We start from the raw sequence: 23,529 nt of genomic DNA, 5'->3' as shown, positions 1-23,529 counted from the left end.
CCTCATGTCGGAGGAAATCCTGGACCCCACGCTGCTGACCCTGCTCGCCTGCCCGCAGGACAAGGGCCCGCTGCACCTGGTTCGCAATGCCGAGGGTGATCCCTTCCTCTACAACCCCCGCCTGCGGCTGGCCTACCCCATCGACAACGGCATCCCGGTCCTGCTGGCCGATGAAGCCCGTCCGGTCGCCGACGAAGACCACACCGCCTTCCTCACCCAGGTCTGATCGCACCGGTATCTCTGTACCGCGTTCATCGCGGCGAGCGGCCGTGCTGTCGAGAGGGTTCGGCTAGCCGAGGTCGCCGGTGAGGTAGCGCTGGATGTTGGGGCCCACGGCGGCGGCCAGCTCCTCCACGGGCATCGAGGCAATCGGCTCTATCGGCACTATTTTGCGGGTGACGAGAAGTCCGGCCAGCTGCGAGGCGGCCAGGACGGCGCGTTTGGCTCCGGTACCCGGGGGTGAATCCACGCGTGCGCGAACGTCTTTCAGGACGACTTCGAGCAGGAAGGCGCGAGCCAGGGCCGGGTCGGCGGTGGTGAGCAGGGTGCGGAAGCCCGCTATCGCCTGAACGCCGATGGGGGAGTCCCAGACCGAGACGACCGTGCGAATGATGGTCTCGCCCAACTCTTCCAGGGGTGCGGCGGCGATGCGGGCCAGGATCACGTCCGGATCGATGGGGATTTCCAGTGCGGCGGTGAACAATTCCTGTTTGGTGCCGAAATAGTGGTGCACCAGTGCGGGATCCACGCTCGCGGCCGTCGCGATCGAGCGGATGGAGGCCCGATCGAAACCCACCTCGGCGAAACGCACCCGCGCGGCGTCCAGAATCGCCTCGCGGGTGCCGGAGCGGCCGGGTCGCCGGCCGCTCCGGGAATTGCCCTCGACGCTCACGCGGTGCGCCGCCGTAGCGTGGCCGCGCCCAGACCCAATGCGATACAGGCGAATCCGGCCACGATCGCGATATCGCGCCACATCACCCCGGTCGCCCCGCTGTGCGTGGACACCTGCTGTAGCGCGTCCACCGCATAGCTGAGCGGCAGCACATTGCTGATGGCCTCGAGCCAGCCGGGCAGCTGGCCGCGCGGAACCAGCAGTCCGCACAGGAAGAACTGGGGCAGCACGATCACGGGCATGAACTGTACGGCCTGGAATTCGGTCCGCGCGAAAGCGCTGGCCAGCAGCCCCAGCGCCACCCCGAGTACGGCGTCGACCACGGCGATCAGCACCACCAGCAGCGGACTGCCCGCCGCGTTCAGATCCAGCAGCCAGAACGCCACCAGACATGCGATCACCGCCTGCCCCGCCGCCGCGATCGAGAACGCCGTCCCGTACCCGCCGAGCAGATCCAGTTTCGACAGCGGCGTGGTCATCAACCGCTCCAAGGTGCCCGAAACCCGTTCGCGCTGCATGGCGATCGCGGTGATGAGGAACATGACCACGAACGGCAGCACCCCGAGCATGGTGATCCCGACCCGGTCGAACAGACGCGGTGCGCCCGGCGCGGTCGGATAGTTCTGGTACACGAAATACAGCAGCGTCATGAGCAGCGCGGGCACCAGCAGGATCATGGCCACTGTGCGGCGGTCCGCGCGCAACTGGCGCAGAATGCGCAGCGTGGTGGCGGCGTAGCAGCGCAGCGGTTTCGGCCCGGCCGGGCGCGACACGGTGGTGGTCACGACTTCTCTCCCATTTTGATCAGTGCCAGGAAGGCGTTCTCGAGGCTGGATTCGCCGGTGTCCGAGCGCAATTCGGCGGGGCTGAGCTGTGCGAGCAGCTGCCCCTCGCGCATGAGCAGCAGTTGATCGCAGTGCTCGGCCTCATCCATGACGTGGCTGGAGACGATCAGGGTGCGGCCCTGGTCGGCCAGTGCGTGGAACTGCGTCCACAGATCCGCGCGCAGGACCGGGTCCAGGCCCACGGTCGGTTCATCGAGCACCAGTAGTTCGGGATCGGCGACCAAGGCGCAGGCCAGCGATACCCGGGTGCGCTGTCCGCCGGAGAGCTGATTGCCGCGATTCCCGGCGCGCCCGCTCAAACCCACAGCGGCGATGGCGGATTCGACGTCCCCGGCCGAACAGCCATACAGCGCACCGAAATACGCCACATTGTCGGTGACGGTCAGATCGTCGTAGATGCTCGGCGCCTGGGTCACATAACCGACCCTGCGGCGCAGCGCGGGTGATCCGGCCTCCTCGCCGAGTACCCGCACGGTGCCCGCGGCGATGATCTGCGTCCCCACCATGCTGCGCATGAGCGTGGTCTTACCGCAGCCGGACGGCCCGAGGAGTCCGGTGATGCTGCCGCGCGGCACGGTCAGCGAAATGTCCTGCAGAATTTGCCGCCCGCTGCGATCCACCCGCAGGTGGTCGATCGCTATGGCGGGCGCTGGGCTCGGTGCCGTCACTGGGTCACCCTCAATTCATCGAGTGTTGAATTCACTACGTGATGAATTGTGCGCCGGGTGCGGGTCAGTGCGCAAGACCCGCTCGGAGAACGCGGTCAGTGTCCGGAGTGCTGATGCGGTGGCTGCCCGGCCTGCTGACCCGGTTCGACCACCACGAACTGGCCCATCATGCCGAGATCCTCATGCCAGAGCAGATGGCAATGGAACATGTACGGGGTATTCGGATCGGCCGGTCCGTCGAAGCGCAGCGCCAGCTTCACCGTGCCGCCCGGCGGCAGGAAGACGGTGTCCTTCGGCCCGCGCAGGGCGGGCGGCGGCGCGTGGCCGTCGACCTCGACGACCGCGAACTGCACATCGTGCACATGGAAGTTGTGCGGCATACCGTCGGCATTGCGCACCGTCCACGCTTCGGTGCTGCCGCGTACGACGGTCGCGTCGATGCGATCCATGGCCATCTTCGCGCCGTTGATCTTGCCGAATTCCAGGGTGAAATCGCGCTGCTGGACCGCGGCCCCGGCATCGGGCAGCTGTGCGGCGACCAGCGCGGCGGGTACCGCCGGCGAGGGTCGAAGCGTCTGTGCCGCACGGAATTCCAGCAGATCGAAACGGTCATCGCCGCCGCTGAACCGCTGCCCGAAGAAATCCATTCCCAGATCCACGCGATCACTGCGCAGCGTCACGCGTTCGCCGGGCTGGAATCGCACCACGATCTCGGCGCGCTCACCGGGCGAAAGTCGCAGCTGGTCAAGGCTTTCCGGTTGCGCCAGCAGACCGCCGTCCGTGCCGACGAGCGTGAAGCGGCGGGCATCGGAGAACCCGAAGTTGTAAACCCTTGCGGTGGAGGCGTTCAGCAGCCGCAATCGCACCGCTTCATCACCGATGTTCCGATACGGCGCGAGCACCCCGTTGACCATGGTCCGGTCCCCGAGCACGCCGATATCGGCGAACATCCCACGGCCGGTGGCGAATTGCGCACCCTTGAACTTCACATCCTGCACGATGAGCGGCATATCGTCGACGCCGTAGGTGTGCGGTAGCGACCCTGGATCATTGGCGTCGTCATCGATGAGGAACATGCCCGCCAAGCCCATGCGCACATGAGATTCGGTGGCCCCGTGCGGATGCGGGTGATACCAGAGCGTCGCAGCGGGCTGATCCACCTGCCATTGCGGTGTCCAGGTAGCCCCCGGCCCCACCATCTGATGCGGGCCGCCGTCCATCGCGGCGGGCAGATGCATACCGTGCCAGTGCACCGTCGACGCCTCGGTCAGTCCATTGCGCACCTGCACCCGGACTCGTTCACCGCGTTGCGCACGCAGTGTGGGTCCGAGGTAGTCGCCATTGAAACCCCAGGTGGAAGTCGCTTTACCGCGCTGGAATTCCTTTGCCCCGGAGCGCATGTCGAGCTGGAATACGCGGGTTCCGTCCGCGTCGACGGTCGACGGCGCGAGCGGTGGCACGCTCAGCTCATCGGTGAACTCGACCGCGCCCACCGTGGAGACATCGGCCGTCGTATAGGCCCAGGCGAACCCGCCGCCCACCACCGCCGCGACCGCCACCGCGATCACACTGAGAATCAAGAGAATTCGCCGCAGCCGCGACCTGCCGAACGCCATGCTCAGACGGTAGGAAGTGCGGAGCCCTCGGCACATCGGGTGCGAGCCCCCATGCGGCACCCATCTATCCCTGAGCCGCACCCCTGCTCGATCCGCCGTCCCGGACGTAGCGGGGCGGTAGCCAATCCGTGAGATACCAGGTGGTTGGAATGGTGAAATACCGGTTCAGCCTTTACGATTTCCGGCGTGACCAGCGATTATCCCGGTGCGATGGAGGACGCGGCCGAAGGCGGCCAAGTGCGTGCTTCCACCCTGGAACTGTTCTTCGACCTCGTCTTCGTCTTCACCATGACCCAGCTGACCCACGCCTTCACCCACCACCCGGGCTGGACCGCGCTCGGCCAGGTGGCACTCATGTTCGGCATCATCTGGTGGATGTACGCCGGATACGTCTGGCTCACCAATGAGGTCGCGCCGAACAGTTCGAACCGCCGCACCTGGCTGCTCATCGGCATGTTCGGATTCTTCGTGCTGGCGCTGTCGATTCCGGGTGCGTTCACCGGCAGCGGGCTGGCCTTCGGCCTCGCGTACTTCCTCATCAACACCGTGCACACGCTCATGTTCGCCACCTCGGGCGGTGCGGGATCGGCGGGCATCCGCCAGATCGGCCCGGTGAATCTGTTGTCCGCGGCCCTGGTGCTCGGCGGCGGCTTGATTCACGAATGGCCGCGATACCTGCTGTGGGGGTTGGCCTTCGGCGTGCAGATCATCACCCCGTACCTGTTCGGGCCGGAGGGATTCTCGGTCCGGGTCGCACACTTCTGTGAACGGCACGGCCTGGTCATCATCGTCGCGCTCGGTGAATCGGTGGTGGCGCTGGGCACCGGACTCGCCGGACAGGACATCACGCCCGCGCTCGTCGCGACCGTCGCGCTCGGCCTGACCCTGGTGTACGTGCTCTGGTGGGCGTTCTTCGGCCTCGACGACGAACGCGGTGAACACGCGCTCGCGGCGCTGGCACCCGTTGACCGCACCCGGCCCGCGCTGGTCGCCTACGACTACGCCTTCTACGTACTACTCGTCGGCATCATCCTCACCGCCGCCGGCATCAGCATGACCATCGCGCACGGCAATGAATCCGCGAGCACCGCCGCGGCCCTGGCACTTTCGGGCGGTGTGGCGCTGTACTTCTTCGGGCAGTGCGTCTTCCGCCGGGTACTCGGCCTGCCCCGGCCGTGGCTGCGGCTGATCGGGGCGGTCGCGGTCCTCGCGACCGCGCCCATCGGCGTGCTCTGGGTGGCTTGGGGGCAGCTGGCGGTGCTGGTGCTGGTCGGCTACGCCTTCGTCATCCTCGACGACGTCCTCAGCATCCGCGACGGCGAAATGGGCAAATACCTGAGCCACTCACCTGTCGCAGCGCGCGTCCGCCGACCGCGCGGGTAGCGGGCCGGGATCGGCCCGCGCCTGCGCCGCGCGCGCCGATCGTGCATACGGTGCGGACGAATTCGGTCGCGCCGAGGGAATGACCAAACGCTGACGAATCCGCGCCACGCCGTGTCCGGGGAGGCCCGTTCCGCGTCCTGCGACCACAATCGACCCCATGACCTGGAATCTCAGCGGCCGCTCGATCGGTAGGGCCTGATATGCGGGTATTGCTCACGGGTGCGGCCGGATTCATCGGCTCACACATTCACCGCGCACTCACCGCCGCCGGGCACGAGGTGATCGCCGTCGACCTCATGTTGCCCGCCGCGCACGGATTCGACGCCACCCCGCCGCCCGGCGTCTCAGTGCTGGATGTGCGTGATCCGGACGCTCTCGACGTGCACCTGCGCGGTATCGACGCCGTCTGCCATCAGGCCGCCGTCGTCGGCGCGGGCGTCAGCGCACAGGACGCGCCCGCGTACGCCGCGCACAATGATCTCGGCACCGCGGTCCTGCTCGCCGCCATGGATCGCGCGCACTGCCGCCACCTGGTGCTGGCGTCCTCCATGGTGGTCTACGGCGAAGGCCGATACCGGGATACCGCAGCCGATTTCATCCCCGGCCCGCGCGACCGCGCCGACCTCGATCGCGGCGTCTTCGACCATCGCTCGGCTTCCGGCGACGCTCTGGACTGGATTCCCATCGACGAATCCGCGGCCCTGCACCCGCGCAGCCTCTACGCGGCTAGCAAAGTGGCACAGGAGCATTACGCGCTGGCATGGGCCACAGCGACGAGCTCGACCGTGACCGCGCTGCGCTACCACAATGTCTATGGCGACGATATGCCCAGGGACACACCGTATTCCGGGGTAGCCGCGATCTTCCGCTCCAGTCTGGAAGCGGGCGAATCCCCACGCGTCTTCGAAGACGGCTGCCAGGCAAGGGATTTCGTGCACGTCCGCGATATCGCCGCCGCCAATGTCGCCGCACTCGAGCAACCCCTCGCGGCCTTCACCCCGCTGAATATCGCCTCCGGCCACCCCATCACCATCGGCGAGGTAGCGTCAATCCTTGCCACCGCCAGCGGCGGCAAACCCCCGGTGGTCACCGGCGACTACCGCTCCGGCGACGTCCGCCACATCGTCGCCAGCCCCGAAAAGGCCCGGCACGCACTGGGGTTCACCGCGGCCATCACCCCGGCTGACGGCTTGGCCGATTTCGCCCACGCCCCGCTCCGAGCCGCCGCGGCAACGGGAGCGCCCACCTGGCGCTGACCCCCGTCCTCCGAGCGTGCGATCTCCGTGGCGCGTGCGGCTTTCCAAGTGTCACCCCGCCCGGGCATTCCCCCCGACACCCCGCCTGCGCATTCCCCCCGACACCCCGCCTGCGCATTCCCCCCGTCATCTCGGCGTGCTTTTGGCCGGGATCCACACGCTCGGCTCGCGTACTCGGTCAGGACGCCCCGGCACCGGTCAGCAGTGGCAGCCGCACCTGGAATCGTGCGCCGTGCTCGCGGTTCTCGGCGGTGATATCGCCGTGGTGCGCCTCGACCAATCCCGCCGCGATGGCCAGTCCCATCCCGCTGCTGCTGCCCAGTGCGTCGGCGGCGGGGGAGCGGGCGGAAGTGCCGCGGTAGGCGACCTCGAAGATGCGGGGCAGGTCGGTGGGGGCGATACCCGGGCCGGTGTCTTCGACTCGCGCCCAGGCGTATCCGCCGTCGATGCCGGTGGAGATATCGATGCGGCCGCCGGGCGGGGTGTGCGCGATGGCATTGGCGACCAGGTTGGTGAGCACCCGGCTGAGCGCGTGATCGCTGCCCGCCACCAGGATTCGATCCCCGGGTTGCCGCGCGGTCAAGGTCACCCCGGCGCGCTGCGCGGTGGGCTGATTGGCGGCGAGCACCTCGTCGATGAGCTCGCGCAGATCCACCGGTTCCAGACTCAGCCGCAGCGCACCCGAATTGATCTTCGACATCTCGAATAGGTCATCCACCATGGTGGAGAGCCGATTCGTCTCGCGCACAATCTGATTCGCGTACCGCTCCACATCCGCGGTCTCGGCGACCACACCGTCGGCCAGCGCCTCACCCATGGCGCGAATACCGGCCAGCGGCGTGCGCAGATCGTGGCTCACCCACGCCACCAACTCCCGCCGCGATCGTTCGGCCGCGCGTTCCTGCTCCAGCATTTCCCTCTCCCACACCATGGTTCGCGCCTGCGCGCGCCCGAGCACTACCGCCGCGGGCACCGTCACCGCGGTGACCACGGCCAGCACCACCGCGAGCCGCTCGAATTCATCACCGAACATGAGCCCGCTCACCGCCACCACGCCGCTGAGGGTGGCGAGCGTCGGAATCAGCACCAGCACGGCCATACTCGTGGTCATGGACCGGTTGCGCAGATAGCGCAGCAGTAGCGCGCCCAACAGCACCACCGGCAGGGACGCGGCCAATGCGTAACCGATCAGGCCGGGCATATCAGTCGGCACGGCTCGCCTCCTCGGCATCGACGCGGCCCCAGGCATATCCGCGACCCCATACGGTGTCGATGCGATGCGCCGCACCGAGTTTCGCGCGCAACCGTTTGATGTGCACGGTCACCGTGGATTGATCACCGAACGTCCACCCCCACACCTGCGCCAGCAATTCGTCCCGGCTGAACACCCGCTGCTGATTCGACAGCAGGAATACCAGCAGATCGAATTCCCGCGCGGTCAACTCCACCGGCGCCCCGTCCACCGTCACCACCCGCGCGGCCCGCCGCACCTCCACACTCCCGGAGCGCAGGACCTGATCCCCGGCCACCGCCGGATTGGCCCGCCGCAATACCGAGGCCACCCGCAAGGCCAGCTCGCGCGGACTGAACGGCTTGGTCACGTAATCGTCCGCCCCCGCCTGCAATCCGATCACCCGGTCATCCTCGTCACCGAGGGCGGTGAGCAGAATGATCGGCGTCCCCGGCCGCGGGCCGGACCGCACCGACCGGGTCAGATCGATCCCATCCGGCGGCGGCATCATCACATCCAGCACCGCCAGATCGATATCCTCGCGCGCCAGCACCGCCGCGGTGGCGGGCCCATCCGCGGTCTCGATCACCTCGAGCCCGTCCCGCTCCAGATACCGCCGCACCACCTCGCGCACCACGGGATCGTCATCGGCCACCAAAATCCGCATCTGCCTCACCAATTCGTCAGAATGAAATGAACGAGTACCAGCGCCCCCACCGCCTGCACCCCCAGCCACACCCGTCCCCACCGCGCGGGCAACAACCCCGCCCCCGCGATCACCCACACCGTGAACGGCAACCAAATCCGCTCCGTCTCAGCCTTACTCAACCCACTGAGATCCGCGAGCAAAAGCGCGGTCAGCCCCGCCGCCGCCACCAATGCGGCCGGATCGACCGCGCCGCGCCAGCTCCGCACGGCATTGAGCAGCGCGGGGTACCGTGCGGCAGGTCCGCTGAGATTCATCCGCCCACCATCGTGCGGGGCGGACAACGCGACAACGCTTTCCCGGTCCGAGACGGCCGCCTCTCCGTCGAATGCGCTCCCCGCGTCCGGGTGTGCGGGCGCCACCGCGGCCGGTGCGAGTTGTGCCGCCGAATCGGCGGCGGACGCGGGCCCCGGCATATTCGGTGCTATGCCACGCGCGACCCGTGCCAGGGCTGCCACCGGAGCCAGGCCGAGGGCGCACACCGTGCCGCCGAGGTTCGCCCACACCCAATAGGAGTACGGTCGCTCGCTCGCGATGCCCTGGTAATACCGTTGCACCACAAGGTGATAGCCGTCGAGCCACCAGAATCCGGCGGCCTTGAACGCGGCCACCACCAGCAGTACGCCGATGAGCGCGGGGATGGCGGGGCGGAATGTGCGGGCCGCGAGCACGAAGGCGGCGGGGACCGCCATCAGCACGAGGCCGTAGCTCAGGAATATGCCGAAGCCGAAGAGCAGACCGGCGGCGAGCCCCGTCGCCACCCAATGTCGCTGCCCCCGTGTGGCAATCGCGAGTAATGCCACCGCCCACGCCGTCACCCCGGCGAAGAGCGCGTCGGCGGACACCGCGATCCAGATCGCCGCGGGTGCGAGGGCCAGGAAAGGCAGTGCGGCGCGAGCGCGCTGCTCGGCGATATCGGTGAATTCGGGCGCGGCACCGGAGCTTCCGGCGAATCGGCGGAACCATTTCGGCTGATCGCCGGTAGCCGCGCCGTGGCGGGCCACACCCGCGCCGTGGTCGAGGTTCGCCGATCCGAGGGCGCGAATCGCGACCGGAATCGCCACCACCGCACTGGTTCCCACGAGCAGGCACAGCGTCGCCGCCCAGGCTCCGCCGCCGAGGCCGATGCGGTCCAGCAGCACGAAGCTGAGCAGCGCGCCCGGCGGGTGGCCGGAGACATGGGTGGTCCAGGAGTTGGGCTGGAAATCGAGGATGCGGGCGGAGAATCCGCGCAGCATGGCGGCGATATCGTGTACGCCGCCCACCTCGTGCAGGTATTCGTCGCGGGTGGTGAGGCGGCCCGCGAAACCGCGCTGCCAGCCGTCGACCATGGCCAGCGCGAACGCCCAGGCGATCGCGGTCAGCCAGGTCAGCGCGAGCGCCCGCCGCCAAGGCAGCCGGTGCGCGAGAGTTGGCCCGTAGCTGATCACCAGTGCCGCCACGCCGATGGCGGGCGCGGTGCCCCAGCCGATATGCGGCAGCCAATTACCGAAGATCGGCGCGGCCCCGGCGTACAACCGCCCGCGCGCCGGTTCGCTGAGGATTCGCGGGTATAGGAAAGCCGCTGCGACGAGGACCGCTCCGGCCGTCGCGCAGTACACATCGGCGCGGCCGGTGAGGCGGCGCGGGGGAGTCAGGACGGGGGCATTCCGCACGGGTTCCACCCTAGGCCGCCCGACCCGCCGATCCACCGCGAAATGAGCGTCGGTCCAGGTCTCGTCATACTTTCGTCACCGGTCGCTACCGGTGAAAACACCCGGTTGGGCCCTACGGTCATGGGGTGACCGAATCCGAGGTTGAACACGGCGTCACCGTCGTGATCCCATGCAAGGACGAAGCGGGCGCACTGCCCGGCGTACTCTCGGCAATCCCGCGCGACTACCGGGTGATCGTGGTGGACAACGGTTCCACCGATGCCACCGCCGCCGTTGCCCGGCTCGCGGGCGCACAGGTCGTGGCCGAACCCGAACCCGGCTACGGCAGCGCCGTGCAGGCGGGCGTGCACGCCGCCCGCACCGCGGTGGTGGCCGTACTGGACGGCGACGGCTCCATGGATCCGCGCGAATTGCCCGGCCTGGTAGCCGAACTCGGCCCCGAGGTGGATATGGTGGTCGGCCGCCGCCGCGCCCACCGCGCGGGCGCCTGGCCCTGGCATGCCCGCCTGGGCAATCAACTCGTCGCCGCCCGCCTGCGGCACCGCTACGGCCTGGCCGTCCACGATGTGGCGGCCATGCGCGTGGTGCACCGCACCCGCCTGCTCGATCTGGGCCCGCTGCACCCGCGCTCCGGCTATCCGCTCGAATTGCTGGTCGCGGCAGCGCATTCCGGCTGGCGACTGGTCGAACGCGATATCACCTACCGGCCGCGCACGCACGGCCGATCCAAGGTTTCCGGCTCGCTGCGCGGCACCCTGCGCGCAGCCAAAGACTTCTGGAGTGTCCGATGAGGCCAGCCACCGTCCCCGCCACCCTGCTCGTGATCGCCAAGGCCCCCATCGCGGGCTTCGCCAAAACCCGTCTGACACCGCCGTTCTCACCCCGCGACGCCGCCCGTCTGGCCGCCGCCGCACTCCTGGACACCCTGGCGGCCGTGCGCGCCTGCGGCGCCCGGCATCGCATGGTCGCCTGGACCGGAAACCTCGACGACGCACAGGAATCCGCCGCGCTGTCCCTCGCGCTGCGCGATTTCACCGTGATCCCGCAGCGCGGCAACACCTTCGGCGAACGTCTCGCCAACGCGCATGCCGACGCCGCCCAATTCGGCGTCCCCGTCCTGCAAATCGGCATGGACACCCCGCAGGCCGGTCCCGAACTCCTCACCCGTTCGGTCCTGCATCTGACCGCCAGCGGTGACGCCGTCCTCGGACCGGCCGCCGACGGTGGCTGGTGGGCACTGGGATTGACCGATCCGCGCCCCGCTCGCCTGCTGACCGAGGTCCCCATGTCCACGGCCCGCACCGGCGAACTCACCCGGGAGGCCGTGCGCCGCTGCGGTTATCGCGTCCACCGCCTCCCGGTCCTCACCGACGTCGACACCTACGCCGACGCCGTGACGGTCGCGGCGCACTCCACCGGCCAATTCGCCGCGACCTTCGATCGGCTCGGCGCGGCGGCGACCCCCGCCCTGCTGTGACAGCCCACCACCCCGACCCGAGAATGCATCCGGCCCAATGAATACGACACCGCGACAGCCCCGCGATGATCGCGCCCACACCGGTGCGGCAGGACCGGATACACCAGCAGCCGCGCCGGTATCGGCGACGAACCCGGCCGCTTCGGAGCACACGGGAACGGGCCGCACGCCGGGAGCGAAAGACGCCGTCGCTCGGCCGAGCGCCGAAGCCGCGGGTGCGGGCGCCGATTCTGTGGCGAACGCCCCTATCGAGCAGCAGGATTCGGAGCAGGCTCGGCCGACCGCGCCGACGGTTCCCGAGGGGGCGGGGCTACTGCTGCCCGCCCCGCTCGTCCATCGGATTTCGGCGGCGCGCGGTCCAGGGGTAGCGGCCCGGGTCGGAATCGCCCTCGGCCTCAGCATTCTCGTCTGCTTCCTGACCGGGCTGATCAGTCATCGGATTCAGCATCCGCCGACGTGGTTCTACTGGCCCGCGAATCCGGTGTGGCTGTATCGGGTCACCCAGGGCGCGCATGTGATCTCAGGTGTGATCGCGATACCGCTGCTGCTGGTGAAGCTGTGGTCGGTGTATCCGCGACTGTTCAGCCGTCCGCTCATTGGGAATCCGCTGCGCATGCTGGAGCGCGGATCGATTGCGCTGCTGGTGGGTTCGGTGATTTTCCAGCTGGTCACGGGGCTGTTCAATACGGCGCAGTTCTACCCGTGGAAATTCTTCTTCACCACCACCCACTACGCCATGGCCTATGTGGCTTTGGGCGCGCTGGCGATTCATCTCGCCGTGAAACTGCCGGTCATCCGCACCGCTCTGAGCCGCCCGATCGCCGAGACGGAAAAGACTGTGGTGCGGGAGGATTCGACAGTCTCCGGCATCTCCCGGCGCGCGGTGCTGACCACCGCCGGAATCGGCGCGGTCGTAGCGGGTTTGGCGGTGGCGGGCCAGACCGTGCCCTTCCTGCGCTGGGTGGCGGTGCTCGCGCCGCGCAATGGTGAAGGCCCGCAGGGCGTTCCGATCAACCGCACCGCCGCCGATGCCGGGGTGGGGGACAAGGCCCGCGATCCCGGCTACCGGCTCACGGTGCGCACGTCCGGCGGTCATCGCGAATTCAGCCGCGCCGAATTGGCCGCGCTACCGCAAACCACCGCCGCCCTGCCGATCGCCTGCGTCGAAGGCTGGAGCGCCTCGGCCCACTGGTCCGGTGTGCGCCTGCGCGATCTGCTCACCGCGGTCGGCGAATTCCACGGCGGCGATGTGCGTTTCGAATCCCTCGAACCCGGCGGCCTCTACCGCACCTCGGTACTGCCGCGCCGTCACGCCGTCGACGACTCCACCCTGGTGGCGCTGCGCCTCAATGGCGAGGACCTCACCCTCGACCACGGCTACCCCTGCCGTCTCATCGCCCCGAATCGCCCCGGAGTCCTGCAAACCAAATGGCTTTCGACCATCGAGGTGCTCTCGTGAGAATCATTCGCGTGCTGCTCATCGCGCTCGGGCTGTGGCTCGGCTGGTACGGCATCAGCCTGCTGCTGGAGATGAATCCCGCAGATCTGCGCTCTATCGCGCTCTGGTTCGCCGCCGGAATCCTGTTGCACGACGGCGTTTTCGCACCGATCGCCGCCGCCCTCGGCGTCGCGGGCCGTCGCCTGCTCCCGTCCGGCTGGTGGGCTCCGGTCGCCTGCGGCGCGGTCTGCACGATCACCCTGCTGCTGATCGCGGTCCCGGTCATCGATCGTGCGGGAGCGCTCGCGAGCAACCCCACCATCCTGAACCGCGATTACCTTGCAGGACTGCTCATTTCACTGGCGGTGGTGTGGACCCTGGTCGCACTCCTGCTGCGCCGCGTCCGCACCACCCGTCCGACGGTCGACTGACCGTCAATTCCGTTCCGGCACAGCGCAACCGTCCGGACCGCACGCCTCGGCGTCCGCGGAGCCGGGCAGCGTCACCAGCTGCGGTGCGTGATCGCTCCAGGCCTGCTCCAGCGCCTGCGCGAACACCTCCGGAGGCTGTGCGCCCGACACCCCGTACTTGCGATCGATGACGAAGAACGGCACACCCCGCGCTCCGAGTGCGGCCGCCTCGGCCTCATCGGCGCGCACCGCCTCGGCGTAGGCATCGGACTCGAGTACCTCGCGTACGGCCGACTCATCGAAGCCCGCGCCCACCGCGACCTCAACGAGCCGCTCGGCATCACCGAACAGCGGCGCGTCCACCGCGAAATTGGCCGCGTACAGCGCATCCAGCAACGCCTCCTGACGACCCTCCGCGAGCGCGAAGTGCAGCAGCCGATGCATATCGAAGCTATTGCCGAAGTCACGTCCCGAGGTCAGGTACGTCAGTCCCGCCGCCTCGGCCTGCGCGCCGATACCGCGCTCATTCGCCGCGGCCTGCGCCTCGCTGATCCCGTACTTCTCGGCGATATGCGGCACCACCGCATCACTGTGATCGCGCGGCAGCGTCGGGTCCAGCTCGAAGGATTTGTGCACCACCGATACCGCGTCGCGGTGCGGGAAAGCTTCGAGGGCCTCCTCGAACCGCCGCTTGCCCAGATAGCAGAACGGGCAGTTGATATCGGTCCAGATCTCGACCTGTACGGCCATCACACCTCACTCGATAGCGGAAATTCGCAGGCCGGAGACCCGGCCACCGTATGAACCAACCGGCGGCGAGGCCCGAAGATTCCATGGTGACCCAGGTCACGCGACGCGGTTGTCACGTTCGCGGGCCCTCGGCTGTCCCATAGCCGACCACACGGGAACACACCCTTCGGAGCGCAGCGATGAACAACACCGACACCCACGAAATCGTCGTCCTCGGCGCCGGCTACACCGGCATGCTGGCCGCCTTGCAACTGGCCAACCGCACCCGCACACTCGCCGTGCGTATCACCCTGGTGAATCCGTCGGCGCGCTTCACCGAGCGGTTGCGCATGCACCAGATCGCGGCCGGACAGGAACTCGGCGATCACCGGATCGCGGATCTGATCGCGGGTACCGGTATCGAATTCCGGCAGGCCGCGGCCACCGCCATCGATCCGGAGGCGCGCATCGTCACCCTCGACGACGCCGTGCGGCTGCCCTACGACACCCTGGTCTACGCGCTCGGCAGCACGACCGACACCGGCACGGTCCCCGGCGCGGGCGACCACGCCTGGACCCTGAACGATCCGCGCCAGGCACACCGGTTCTCGATTCGCCTGAATGAGATTGCGCGACAAGGCGGTTCGGTCACCGTCTGCGGCGGCGGCCTCACCGGAATCGAAGCCGCCACCGAGATCGCCGAAGCGCATCCGGAGCTCACCGTCACCCTGATCAGCTACACCGAACCCGGCGCGATGATGGGCGATAAGGCGCGTGCGTACCTGAATCGCGCGCTCGACCGCTTCGGCATCGAACGGCGCGTGGGCGTCAAGGTCACCAAGGTGCTCCCCGATGCCGTGCGACTGGACACCGGTGAGATGGTGCACTCGGACATGACCCTGTGGACCACCGGTGTCAAAGTGTCCGCACTCGCCACCGAGGCCGGAATCGACACCGACGCACAGGGTCTCATCCGCACCGATCCGACACTGCGCTCGATCTCGCACCCGGACGTGCACGCCATCGGTGACGCCGCCGCCATCGATCAGGCGTGGGGCCGGATCCACGGCACCTGCCAGAGCGGATTGCCCACCGCCGCGTACACCGCGTCGACGGTCGCGAAGCTGCTGCGCGGTAAAGCCGTGCGCCCCTTCCGTTTCGGCTACTTCCACCAGCCGGTCAGCCTCGGCCGCAAGGATGCGGTCATCCAGTTCACCAAGGCTGATGACACCCCGAAGCGTTGGTACCTGAAGGGCAAGGCTGCCGTCGCCTACAAGGAGTCGGTCAGCAGCAGTGTTCTGACCTCGTACGCCATGAGCAAGCGCTTCCCCATGCCCGTCCAGCTGTCCAAGGGCGGCCGCGCCACCCGCACCCGCGCGTGACGCCGGGACCGGCGGGCCGGAACCGGCCCGCCATTGGCTTCGACCCGTAAGGCCAGGTAGACATGACGCCCATGCCGGACCGTGACACCGTGACACCAGCCCGCGACGAGATCGACCCCTTCGTCGAACACCGCAGGCTGCTCTTCGGCACGGCATATCAAATGCTCGGCTCGGTCGCCGACACCGAGGACATCCTGCAGGACACCTGGCTCAAATGGCATGCCACCGAGCATGATTCGGTCGAGCATCCGAAGGCATACCTGGTCCGCACCGTCACCAATCTGTGCCTGAACCGCCTCACCTCCGCCCGGGCCACCCGCGAAACCTATATCGGCCCCTGGCTACCCGAACCCCTGCTCACCGTGAGCGCCGATGCCGCCGAGGAGACCGAGATGGCCGACACCGTGTCGACCGCCATGCTGGTCGTGCTGGAAACCCTCACCCCGGTGGAGCGAGCGGTGTTCGTCCTGCGCGAGGTCTTCGGCTATTCACACGCCGAGATCGCCGGATTTCTGGACCGCCCCGAGACCACCGTGCGCCAGATCGCACATCGCGCCCGCTCGCACGTGCAATCGCGCCGACCGCGCTTCGACGCCGATGACGCCGCGCGCCGGGAGATCACCGACCGGTTCATGGCCGCCTGTCACGGTGGCGACGTCAATGCCCTGATGGAATTGCTCGCGCCGGAGGTGACGCTGTGGAATGACGGCGGCGGCAAGGTCACCGCCGCGCGCCGCCCGCTGTACGGCCCGGATCATGTGGCGCGCTGGATGCTCGGTGTCATGGCCAAACCGGTCAGCGCGGGCATTCGGCTCGAACCCGCGGTCATCAATGGCGAACTCGGCATCCTCGGCAAGATCGGTGAGTTCATCGTCGGCGCACTCACTTTCGATCTGGTCGGCGGGCGCATCGAGAATCTGCGCTTCCAGCTCAATCCCGACAAACTCTCCGGGCTGCGACCGGGCGTGGGGGAGAACGCCCACCCCGCAACGGATTAGCTACCCCTGCTCACGACCGACGGAACCTGCCACCTCTCACGGAAAACACTGTCATCCCGTGCCAACCTGAGATCGGCCATCCAGCAGAGCAACCGTCCCGCGCTACGCTAACGCGGCTCAATCCGGGGGGATGTACGTTCCCCCGACCGAAAAACGCACTGCTAGAAGGATTCCGAATGAGTTTTGGGGGAACCCGACCTGCCCTGATCGGCCGGTCCGCCGCATTGGCGAAGCGCTCCGCACTACCCGCCCTGTTCGCCGTCATGATGGGCGCGGCCGCCTTCACCTCCGCGCCGGCCACCGCCGCACCCGTACTGATGGAAGCGGCCTGCCCGTCCAGCCAGTACGAGAACGCGCAGGGCAATTGCGTCCAGCGCCCGCAGCAGTCGGACACCGCGCCCGACGGCGCCACCGCCCGCTGCGGCGACGGCACCTACAGCTTCAGCCAGACCCGCCGCGGCACCTGCTCGCACCACGGCGGCGTCTCCCAGTGGCTGTAATCGATTGACCGACCGCCGTCCCGAATCCCTACCGGGACGGCGCACCGGAAACCGTTCCGGAACAATGGCCTGTCGTGGATGCCGACCTATTGGCCGTCGAACCGTTGCTCGCCGCTCGCAGACTGCTCGGTGCGACGTTGTGGTCCGGGCCGGTTGGTATGCGAATCGTCGAGGTCGAGGCATACGGGGGAGATCCGGCCGGGCCGTGGCACGACCCCGCCGCGCACTCGGGCCGGGGCCGCACCCCGCGCAATGCCGTCATGTTCGGCCCGCCGGGCGTGCTGTACGTCTACTTCAGCTACGGCATGCACACCTGCGTGAACGTCACCACCGGTCCCGACGGCATCGCCAGCGCCGTACTCATCCGTGCGGGCGAGATCATCGCCGGTCAGGACGAGGCCCGCGCCCGCCGCCCCGCCGCGCGCACCGATGCCGCACTCGCCAAAGGCCCCGGCAATGTCGGCAGCGCCCTCGGAATCTCCTTGAGCGACTACGGTATTCACCTCTTCGACCCGAAATCGCCGATCCGCCTCGAACTCGGACCCGAAATCACCGATCCCACCGCGATTTCCGCCGGACCCCGAGTCGGCGTGAGCCTGGCCGCCGACCGGCCTTGGCGGCTCTGGCTCACCGATTCACCGGCGGTATCGGCCTACCGCCGCAGCCCGCGCGCCCCGCACCCCGCTTGACACCCGAACCCGAAGTACACCAGCGGATTCGGCGAGAACCACCCCGGCCGGGGCTACCGTGGAAAGCACAGTGCTCAGCAAGGGGGTCCATGCCATGTTCGATCGCTTCTCGCCGCAAGCCCGCCGGATCGTCATCCTGGCCCAGGAAGAGGCCCTGGGCTTCGATCACAATTACATCGGCACCGAACATCTGCTGCTCGGACTGCTGCGCGATGACGACGGGGTGGCGGCGCGCATACTCGCCGACCTCGGCATCAGCCTGGACGCGGTGCGCGGCCGGGTGGGGGAGTTGATCGGCCGGGGCACGGCGGCCGCATCGGGACACATTCCCTTCACGCCCAGGGCGCGCCGAGTGCTCGAGATCTCGTTCTACGAATCGAAAGATCTGGGGCAGAACGAGATTCGTCCCGAACATCTGCTGCTCGGCCTGGTCGTGGAGGGTGAGGGCGTGGCCGCGCAGGTGCTGCGCGCCATGGACGCGGACGCCGACCGGGTGCGCGCCCGAGTGCTCGAATCGCACGGCATCCCGGAGGCGGCACCGCTCCTGCGGGACATCGGCGAGGATCCCGAACCCGCCGGATCCGACGACCGCGCCAACGGTTCCGATGACCTGGAACAGCGCATCGCGGCCCTCGAACGCCGCGTCACCGAACTGGAGCAGCGGCTCGGCGGCGGTCGAGAGGATGCGGACGCGTGAATCACGCCATCGCGTCGGCCCCGTAGCGCTCGATGAACAACTCCCGCAGCGTCAGCGCCGACACCTCGGTCCCGGTGCGATCCAGATACTCCTGCACGTACCGCGCGAACTCGATCTGGGTGCGCCGCGACATCTCGATCCCGTACTCCTGCTCCAGCAGATACGCGATACCGCCCTTGCCGGACTGCGAATTCACCCGGATCACCGCATCGTAGGAACGGCCCACATCGGCCGGATCGATCGGCAGATACGGTACCCGCCAAGGGATCTCACGCTCAGGCTGCCCAACTTCCGCGGCTCGGGACCGATGTTCGGCGAACCCCTTCCTGATGGCGTCCTGATGCGTCCCGGAGAACGCGGTGTACACCAGATCCCCGGCATAGGGATGCCGATCGTGAATCGGCAGCCGCGTGCAGTACTCCACCGTCTCGCGCACCCGATCGATATCGGAGAAGTCGATCATCGGATTCACGCCCTGCGCGTGCAGATTCAACGCCAGCACCGCCAGATCCACATTGCCGGTGCGCTCACCATTGCCGAATACGCAGCCCTCCACCCGCTGCGCCCCGGCCAGCACCGCCAACTCCGCGGCGGCGATACCGGTGCCGCGATCATTGTGCGGATGTACCGACAGGATGACGCTGTCCCGCCGCGCCAGATTCCGATGCATGTACTCGATCTGATCGGCGTACACGTTCGGCGTCGCCACCTCGACCGTCGCGGGCAGATTCAGCACCACCGGCCGCTGCGGCGTCGCATCCCACAGCGTGGTGACGCGATCACAGATATCCAGCACGAAATCGGGTTCGGTCAGCATGAAGACCTCGGGCGAGAACTGGAACCGCACATTCGGCAGATCCCCTGCCAGTTCCAGGATGTCGCGCCCGCCGGCCATGATCAGATCGGCCACCTGCTCCCGCGATGACCCCAGCACCACATCGCGCCAGGTCGGGGCGGTCGCGATATACATATGGATGACAACGTCATTGGTGATGCCACGCACCGATTCGATCGTCCGCTCGATCAAATCCCTTCGGGCGGGCGTGAATACGACGATCGACACATCCTCGGGCGCGAGCCCTTCGGTGCCGATCAGCCGTACGAAATCGAAGTCGGCCTGCGAGGCGCTGGGATACCCGACCTCGATCTCCTTGTAGCCCATGGCCACCAGCATTTCGAAGAACCGGCGCTTGCGCTCCGGATCCATCGGCTCGTGCAGGGCTTGATTACCGTCCCGCAGATCCACCGGCACCCACAGCGGGGCCTGCGTGATCCGGTTCGACGGCCAGTGTCGTTCGGTCAGCGGTACCGAAACCCGTTGGTACACATCGCTGTACCGATGCGACGGCATGGCGGAGGGCTGCTGACGATTCCAATTGTTTGCAGAGAACACGGTTGCTGTCTTTCGCGTCGGAAGGCAGACCGGCGCAGCACTGCAACCCGCGGACGGGGTGCCGGTCGATCAGACCCCGTCGCGGCGGAGAAGCAGAAGCAGCACACCCTGAAGCATGTGGCCTAGACTAGAGGGAAACAACTCCTCAGACAAGTAGAGAGGCAAAACGGATATGTCCCAGGTCCAGCGGCACCCACTCGCCGCACAAGCCGCAGAGGTACTACTCGAACGGCTGCGCGCGGGGGAATGGGAACTGGGCCACCGGCTACCCGGCGAAACCACCCTGGCCGCTCAGCTCGGCGTCGGCCGCTCCACGCTGCGCGAAGCCATCCGGGAACTCGCGGGCCGGGGCGTCCTCGAAAGCCGCCAGGGTGCGGGCGTTTTCGTCACCTCCCTGGATGTGGCCGAGGACTGGGACACCGTGCTGCGCCGGGCGGATATCGCCGCCGTCATCGAGGCCCGCATCGCCATAGAAGCCGAAGCCGCCGCCTTGGCCGCCGCCCGGCGCACCCCCGCGGATCTGCGAAACATCCTGCGCGCCCTCACCGCCCGCGCCGAGGCCGACGCTTCGATCGAAGCCCTCGTCGACGCCGACACCGCCTTCCACCGCACCGTCGTGGTCGCCGCGCACAACGACATCCTGCTGGAGATGTTCAACGCCTTCGTCCCGCGCCTGCGCCGCTCGATGATCGATATGCTCCGCATCCGGCCCATCGCCGATCCGCCGGCCGACCATCACGCGCACGAAGACCTCTATGTCGCCATCCGCGCCCGCAAGCCCGATGTCGCCGCCACCGCCAGCCGCGTCCACCTCACCGCGCTGAAGACCGCGCTCGCCTAGCGCCGCCGCCATCCGCACCGCCGCTGAGCAGGCAAAAGATCTTTCTCGAAATTTCTTTTCGCGCTGCCGATGAGTTTCCGCACGGGGTCCCGTCCTAACCCATGACCGAGTTCAGCCCCGAACTCGCAACCCCCAGAAGGAAACTCATCATGACCGCCATCGCCGCATCCGCCCAGACCACCACCGTCGCCACCCCGGCCACCCCCGGCAAGATCCGCAACCGCGTGCTGTGGACCCTGCAAATCCTCTTCGGCCTCTTCTTCATCATCGCCTCGGGCCTGCCCAAGCTGGTCGGCCAGCATGACGCTGTCGTGGCCTTCCAGAACATCGGCTGGGGTGAATGGTTCCGCTACTTCACCGGTGTCGTCGAGGTCTCCGGCGGTATCGGCCTGCTGGTGCCGCGCCTGAGCGGTCCGGCCGCCGCGGGTCTGTCCATCACCACCGTGCTGGCCGCCCTCACCCAGATCTTCTTGCTCGACGCCCCGGCCCTGGCCCCCTTCCCGCTGGTGCTGGCCGTCATGTTCGCCTGGATCGCCTACGAGCGCCGCGCCTCCTTCGCCACCTTCACAGACCTGGTCAAGCACTGACCTGATGAATATTGCTTCGACGCAGGATCCGCTCCCGAGCACACTCGGGAGCGGATCGGTCGCGTGCGGATGAGCGCGGGTCACCGCGCTCATCCGCTTCCGATGTCTCCGGGCGGGGCTGCCCGCGAGACAGGTACGAAGCGATGAGGCTCCGGCCCCCGTGACGCGGCGTCGCGGGGGCCGGAGCCGACCTACTGGTCAGCGGGCATTCCAGGTGCGGAAAGATGGGACACGTGAGCGGCGACATCATTGATGAACTGACCTGGCGCGGTTTGATCGCGCAGTCCACCGATCTGGACGCATTGCGTGCGGAGCTGGCGAAGGGCCCGATCACCCTCTATGCGGGATTCGATCCCACCGCCGCCAGCCTGCACGCCGGACACCTCGTTCCGCTGTTGGCGCTCAAGCGTTTTCAGCGTGCGGGCAATCGCCCCGTTGTCCTCGCGGGTGGCGCGACCGGCCTCATCGGCGACCCGCGTGACGTGGGCGAACGCTCGATGAACTCCACCGACACCGTCGCCGAATGGGCCGGGCGCATCCGCTCCCAGCTGGAGCGTTTCGTCGATATCGACGACTCCCCGACGGGTGCGATCATCGCGAACAATATGGATTGGACCGGGCCGTTGAGCACGGTCTCCTTCCTGCGCGATATCGGCAAGCACTTCTCGGTGAATGTCATGCTGGCCCGCGACACCGTCAAGCGGCGGCTGGAGAGCGACGGCATGTCCTACACCGAGTTCTCCTACATGCTGTTGCAGGCCAACGATTACCTCCAGCTGCGCCGCAATCACGAATGCCGGTTGCAGGTCGGCGGTTCGGATCAGTGGGGCAACATCATCGCGGGCGTCGAGCTGAACCGTCGCGTCGACGGTGAGCACGTGCACGCCCTGACCGTTCCGCTGGTGACCTCGGCCGACGGCAAGAAGTTCGGCAAGTCCACCGGCGGCGGCAGCCTCTGGCTCGATCCGGAGATGACCAGCCCCTACGCCTGGTACCAGTACTTCGTGAATACGGCGGACGCCGATGTGGTCCGCTACCTGCGCTGGTTCACTTTCCTGTCCCGCGAGGAACTGGACGAACTGGAGACCGCCACCACCGAGCGCCCGCACGCCCGGGAGGCGCAGCGCCGCCTGGCCGCCGAGATGACCACGCTCGTGCACGGTGAGGAGCACACCCGTTCGGTGCAGCTGGCCAGTCAGGCGCTGTTCGGCCGCGGTGAACTCCGCGATCTGAACGAGTCGACGCTGGCCGCCGCGCTCACCGAGGCCGCGGTCGAGGGCAAGGTCGCCGAGGCCACCGCGGAATCGACGATTGTCGATCTGCTGGTGTCCAGCGGTCTTTCCGAGAGTCGCGCCGCGGCTCGCCGCGCTGTCAATGAGGGTGGCGCATCGGTGAACAACGAGCGCGTCTCCGATCTGGAGTGGACGCCCTCGGATTCGGACTACCTGCACGGCAGCTGGCTGGTGCTGCGTCGCGGCAAGAAGAACTTCGCCGGCGTCCGCCGGGCCGAATGATCTTTCTTTCCATGACCTGGGTCACAAATATGTGGCCCGGGTCGGGAAACGGCCCGGTGCGGACCCTCGTGAACTGCGAAGACGCGCCCGTGACCAGGCGATTTGACTCTCCGTTTTCCGCCACGTAACTTATTCCAGGTCAGAGCGACACGGACACCGACCGGGTGCCAAACGCCCAGCTCAGAAGCTGGAAACGCGGAACCGGACAACGAGGTCGTACGAGGAGCGCCTGGCAGCCTGCGAACCGATCCACAACCCCGAGTTTGACTCTGCGGGATGCGGCCGGTAGGCTGGAAAAGTTGCCTCTTCTGAGGGTCGCTAAAGCGGCCGGATGATTTGTGCGCCTGTTCTTTGAGAACTCAATAGTGTGTCGATGAATGTCAGTGCCAATAATTTATTGGTTCCGGCCTTCCACACCCCCGTGTGAGAAGGTTGGACATTTAGTCAGCAAATACTTTTGCTGGCGTTTGATTTTGCCAAGGTTTTCGGACTCTGGTTAATTCTTCCAATTACTGTCTTCGGACAGGGATTGAGAGTCTTCAACGGAGAGTTTGATCCTGGCTCAGGACGAACGCTGGCGGCGTGCTTAACACATGCAAGTCGAGCGGTAAGGCCCTTCGGG

The 23,529-nt window shown here is 67.5% G+C and carries 23 protein-coding genes, 1 rRNA gene and 1 pseudogene; 16 read left to right on the top strand and 9 right to left on the bottom strand.

All coding sequences use genetic code 11. From position 1 onward, the window contains the following. The first annotated feature begins 4 nt into the window (after positions 1-4). A complete protein-coding gene (locus tag ACFC0O_RS41600; RefSeq protein ID WP_364643070.1) occupies positions 5-226 on the top strand; it encodes a Trm112 family protein in 222 nt (73 codons plus the stop codon). Positions 227-289: 63 nt separating this feature from the next. Here ACFC0O_RS41600 and ACFC0O_RS41595 read toward each other — a convergent pair whose 3' ends face one another. The 4 genes from ACFC0O_RS41595 to ACFC0O_RS41580 form a co-directional block, all read right to left on the bottom strand. Next, positions 290-892 carry a TetR family transcriptional regulator gene (locus ACFC0O_RS41595; RefSeq protein ID WP_364643068.1) on the bottom strand — a complete coding sequence of 201 codons (603 nt, stop codon included), beginning with the start codon at positions 890-892 and terminating at the stop codon, positions 290-292. Further along, the gene (locus ACFC0O_RS41590; protein ID WP_375967835.1) at positions 889-1,677 is read right to left on the bottom strand and encodes an ABC transporter permease; all 789 of its coding nucleotides are present in this window, start codon (positions 1,675-1,677) and stop codon (positions 889-891) included. Before ACFC0O_RS41590 ends, ACFC0O_RS41595 begins: the two co-directional genes overlap by 4 nt. Then, positions 1,674-2,405 carry an ABC transporter ATP-binding protein gene (locus ACFC0O_RS41585; protein WP_375967833.1) on the bottom strand — a complete coding sequence of 244 codons (732 nt, stop codon included), beginning with the start codon at positions 2,403-2,405 and terminating at the stop codon, positions 1,674-1,676. Before ACFC0O_RS41585 ends, ACFC0O_RS41590 begins: the two co-directional genes overlap by 4 nt. Positions 2,406-2,500: 95 nt before the next feature. Then, on the bottom strand, positions 2,501-4,021 hold the full coding sequence (locus ACFC0O_RS41580; protein ID WP_375967831.1) for a multicopper oxidase family protein: 1,521 nt from the start codon (positions 4,019-4,021) through the stop codon (positions 2,501-2,503). 186 nt (positions 4,022-4,207) lie between these two features. Here ACFC0O_RS41580 and ACFC0O_RS41575 point away from each other — a divergent pair, with 186 nt between their 5' ends. Next, positions 4,208-5,404, top strand: a complete 1,197-nt coding sequence (locus ACFC0O_RS41575; protein WP_375967829.1) for a low temperature requirement protein A — start codon at positions 4,208-4,210, stop codon at positions 5,402-5,404. A gap of 200 nt (positions 5,405-5,604) precedes the next feature. Then, positions 5,605-6,660 (top strand): NAD-dependent epimerase/dehydratase family protein, encoded by a 1,056-nt coding sequence (locus ACFC0O_RS41570; protein WP_375967827.1) that lies wholly within the window; start codon positions 5,605-5,607, stop codon positions 6,658-6,660. Positions 6,661-6,838: 178 nt separating this feature from the next. Here the strand turns inward: ACFC0O_RS41570 and ACFC0O_RS41565 are convergent, their stop codons facing one another. From ACFC0O_RS41565 to ACFC0O_RS41555, 3 genes are read right to left on the bottom strand one after another with little or no spacing between them, the layout of a single operon-like run. After that, complete coding sequence (locus ACFC0O_RS41565; protein WP_375967825.1) at positions 6,839-7,873, bottom strand: sensor histidine kinase; 1,035 nt, start codon at positions 7,871-7,873, stop codon at positions 6,839-6,841. Further along, complete coding sequence (locus ACFC0O_RS41560; RefSeq protein WP_375967823.1) at positions 7,863-8,558, bottom strand: response regulator transcription factor; 696 nt, start codon at positions 8,556-8,558, stop codon at positions 7,863-7,865. The genes ACFC0O_RS41565 and ACFC0O_RS41560 overlap by 11 nt, the downstream gene beginning before the upstream one ends. Positions 8,559-8,563: 5 nt before the next feature. Continuing rightward, a complete protein-coding gene (locus tag ACFC0O_RS41555; protein ID WP_375967821.1) occupies positions 8,564-10,252 on the bottom strand; it encodes a hypothetical protein in 1,689 nt (562 codons plus the stop codon). Positions 10,253-10,377: 125 nt separating this feature from the next. On the opposite strand from ACFC0O_RS41555, the gene ACFC0O_RS41550 reads away from it, so the two are divergent. The 4 genes from ACFC0O_RS41550 (at position 10,378) to ACFC0O_RS41535 (ending at position 13,598) form a co-directional block, all read left to right on the top strand. After that, entirely contained in the window at positions 10,378-11,043 is a 666-nt protein-coding gene (locus ACFC0O_RS41550) for a glycosyltransferase family 2 protein (RefSeq protein WP_364643048.1), read from the top strand. Further along, positions 11,040-11,729: a DUF2064 domain-containing protein gene (locus ACFC0O_RS41545; protein WP_375967819.1), complete on the top strand. Its 690-nt coding sequence runs from the start codon at positions 11,040-11,042 to the stop codon at positions 11,727-11,729. The genes ACFC0O_RS41550 and ACFC0O_RS41545 overlap by 4 nt, the downstream gene beginning before the upstream one ends. Before the next feature lie 316 nt (positions 11,730-12,045). Then, positions 12,046-13,188: a molybdopterin-dependent oxidoreductase gene (locus tag ACFC0O_RS41540; protein WP_375968226.1), complete on the top strand. Its 1,143-nt coding sequence runs from the start codon at positions 12,046-12,048 to the stop codon at positions 13,186-13,188. Further along, entirely contained in the window at positions 13,185-13,598 is a 414-nt protein-coding gene (locus ACFC0O_RS41535; protein WP_375967817.1) for a hypothetical protein, read from the top strand. The genes ACFC0O_RS41540 and ACFC0O_RS41535 overlap by 4 nt, the downstream gene beginning before the upstream one ends. A 3-nt stretch (positions 13,599-13,601) precedes the next feature. On the opposite strand, the gene ACFC0O_RS41530 is transcribed toward ACFC0O_RS41535, so the two are convergent. Further along, positions 13,602-14,327 carry a DsbA family oxidoreductase gene (locus ACFC0O_RS41530; RefSeq protein ID WP_375967815.1) on the bottom strand — a complete coding sequence of 242 codons (726 nt, stop codon included), beginning with the start codon at positions 14,325-14,327 and terminating at the stop codon, positions 13,602-13,604. A 179-nt stretch (positions 14,328-14,506) separates the two neighbouring features. Between ACFC0O_RS41530 and ACFC0O_RS41525 the strand changes: the two genes are divergently transcribed. The 5 genes from ACFC0O_RS41525 (at position 14,507) to ACFC0O_RS41505 (ending at position 18,572) form a co-directional block, all read left to right on the top strand. Continuing rightward, on the top strand, positions 14,507-15,688 hold the full coding sequence (locus ACFC0O_RS41525) for an NAD(P)/FAD-dependent oxidoreductase (protein ID WP_375967813.1): 1,182 nt from the start codon (positions 14,507-14,509) through the stop codon (positions 15,686-15,688). Between the two features lie 71 nt (positions 15,689-15,759). Beyond that, the gene (locus tag ACFC0O_RS41520; RefSeq protein WP_375967811.1) at positions 15,760-16,686 is read left to right on the top strand and encodes an RNA polymerase sigma-70 factor; all 927 of its coding nucleotides are present in this window, start codon (positions 15,760-15,762) and stop codon (positions 16,684-16,686) included. 176 nt (positions 16,687-16,862) lie between these two features. After that, positions 16,863-17,186, top strand: a complete 324-nt coding sequence (locus ACFC0O_RS41515) for a DUF3761 domain-containing protein (protein WP_364643037.1) — start codon at positions 16,863-16,865, stop codon at positions 17,184-17,186. A 74-nt stretch (positions 17,187-17,260) separates the two neighbouring features. Further along, on the top strand, positions 17,261-17,875 hold the full coding sequence (locus ACFC0O_RS41510) for a DNA-3-methyladenine glycosylase (protein WP_375967809.1): 615 nt from the start codon (positions 17,261-17,263) through the stop codon (positions 17,873-17,875). A gap of 70 nt (positions 17,876-17,945) precedes the next feature. Then, entirely contained in the window at positions 17,946-18,572 is a 627-nt protein-coding gene (locus ACFC0O_RS41505) for a Clp protease N-terminal domain-containing protein (protein WP_375967807.1), read from the top strand. Between the two features lie 22 nt (positions 18,573-18,594). On the opposite strand, the pseudogene ACFC0O_RS41500 reads toward ACFC0O_RS41505, so the two are convergent. Beyond that, a pseudogene (locus ACFC0O_RS41500) lies at positions 18,595-19,923 on the bottom strand (2-isopropylmalate synthase); the annotation flags it as partial. Between the two features lie 214 nt (positions 19,924-20,137). Here ACFC0O_RS41500 and ACFC0O_RS41495 point away from each other — a divergent pair. The 4 genes from ACFC0O_RS41495 to ACFC0O_RS41480 all read left to right on the top strand — a co-directional run. Continuing rightward, positions 20,138-20,806 (top strand): FadR/GntR family transcriptional regulator, encoded by a 669-nt coding sequence (locus tag ACFC0O_RS41495; RefSeq protein ID WP_375967805.1) that lies wholly within the window; start codon positions 20,138-20,140, stop codon positions 20,804-20,806. Between the two features lie 101 nt (positions 20,807-20,907). After that, positions 20,908-21,393 (top strand): DoxX family protein, encoded by a 486-nt coding sequence (locus ACFC0O_RS41490; RefSeq protein WP_375967803.1) that lies wholly within the window; start codon positions 20,908-20,910, stop codon positions 21,391-21,393. 224 nt (positions 21,394-21,617) lie between these two features. Continuing rightward, positions 21,618-22,907 carry a tyrosine--tRNA ligase gene (gene tyrS, locus ACFC0O_RS41485; protein ID WP_375967801.1) on the top strand — a complete coding sequence of 430 codons (1,290 nt, stop codon included), beginning with the start codon at positions 21,618-21,620 and terminating at the stop codon, positions 22,905-22,907. A gap of 539 nt (positions 22,908-23,446) precedes the next feature. After that, positions 23,447-23,529 (top strand): 16S ribosomal RNA (locus tag ACFC0O_RS41480); the annotation flags it as partial.

Origin of the sequence: Nocardia sp. NPDC056100, assembly GCF_042266325.1 — a bacterium.
GTDB lineage: Bacteria > Actinomycetota > Actinomycetes > Mycobacteriales > Mycobacteriaceae > Nocardia.
Note: the sequence above shows the minus strand (reverse complement) of the source record. Positions and strands in the feature narration are given on the sequence as shown.

Coding starts and splice junctions, on each gene's coding strand:
- ACFC0O_RS41530 (WP_375967815.1), bottom strand. CDS start 14,327: ATGGCCGTACAGGTCGAGATCTGGACCGATATCAACTGCCCGTTCTGC.
- ACFC0O_RS41490 (WP_375967803.1), top strand. CDS start 20,908: ATGACCGAGTTCAGCCCCGAACTCGCAACCCCCAGAAGGAAACTCATC.
- tyrS (WP_375967801.1), top strand. CDS start 21,618: ATGGGACACGTGAGCGGCGACATCATTGATGAACTGACCTGGCGCGGT.
- ACFC0O_RS41515 (WP_364643037.1), top strand. CDS start 16,863: ATGAGTTTTGGGGGAACCCGACCTGCCCTGATCGGCCGGTCCGCCGCA.
- ACFC0O_RS41525 (WP_375967813.1), top strand. CDS start 14,507: ATGAACAACACCGACACCCACGAAATCGTCGTCCTCGGCGCCGGCTAC.
- ACFC0O_RS41545 (WP_375967819.1), top strand. CDS start 11,040: ATGAGGCCAGCCACCGTCCCCGCCACCCTGCTCGTGATCGCCAAGGCC.
- ACFC0O_RS41570 (WP_375967827.1), top strand. CDS start 5,605: ATGCGGGTATTGCTCACGGGTGCGGCCGGATTCATCGGCTCACACATT.
- ACFC0O_RS41495 (WP_375967805.1), top strand. CDS start 20,138: ATGTCCCAGGTCCAGCGGCACCCACTCGCCGCACAAGCCGCAGAGGTA.
- ACFC0O_RS41600 (WP_364643070.1), top strand. CDS start 5: ATGTCGGAGGAAATCCTGGACCCCACGCTGCTGACCCTGCTCGCCTGC.
- ACFC0O_RS41560 (WP_375967823.1), bottom strand. CDS start 8,558: ATGCGGATTTTGGTGGCCGATGACGATCCCGTGGTGCGCGAGGTGGTG.
- ACFC0O_RS41580 (WP_375967831.1), bottom strand. CDS start 4,021: ATGGCGTTCGGCAGGTCGCGGCTGCGGCGAATTCTCTTGATTCTCAGT.
- ACFC0O_RS41520 (WP_375967811.1), top strand. CDS start 15,760: ATGCCGGACCGTGACACCGTGACACCAGCCCGCGACGAGATCGACCCC.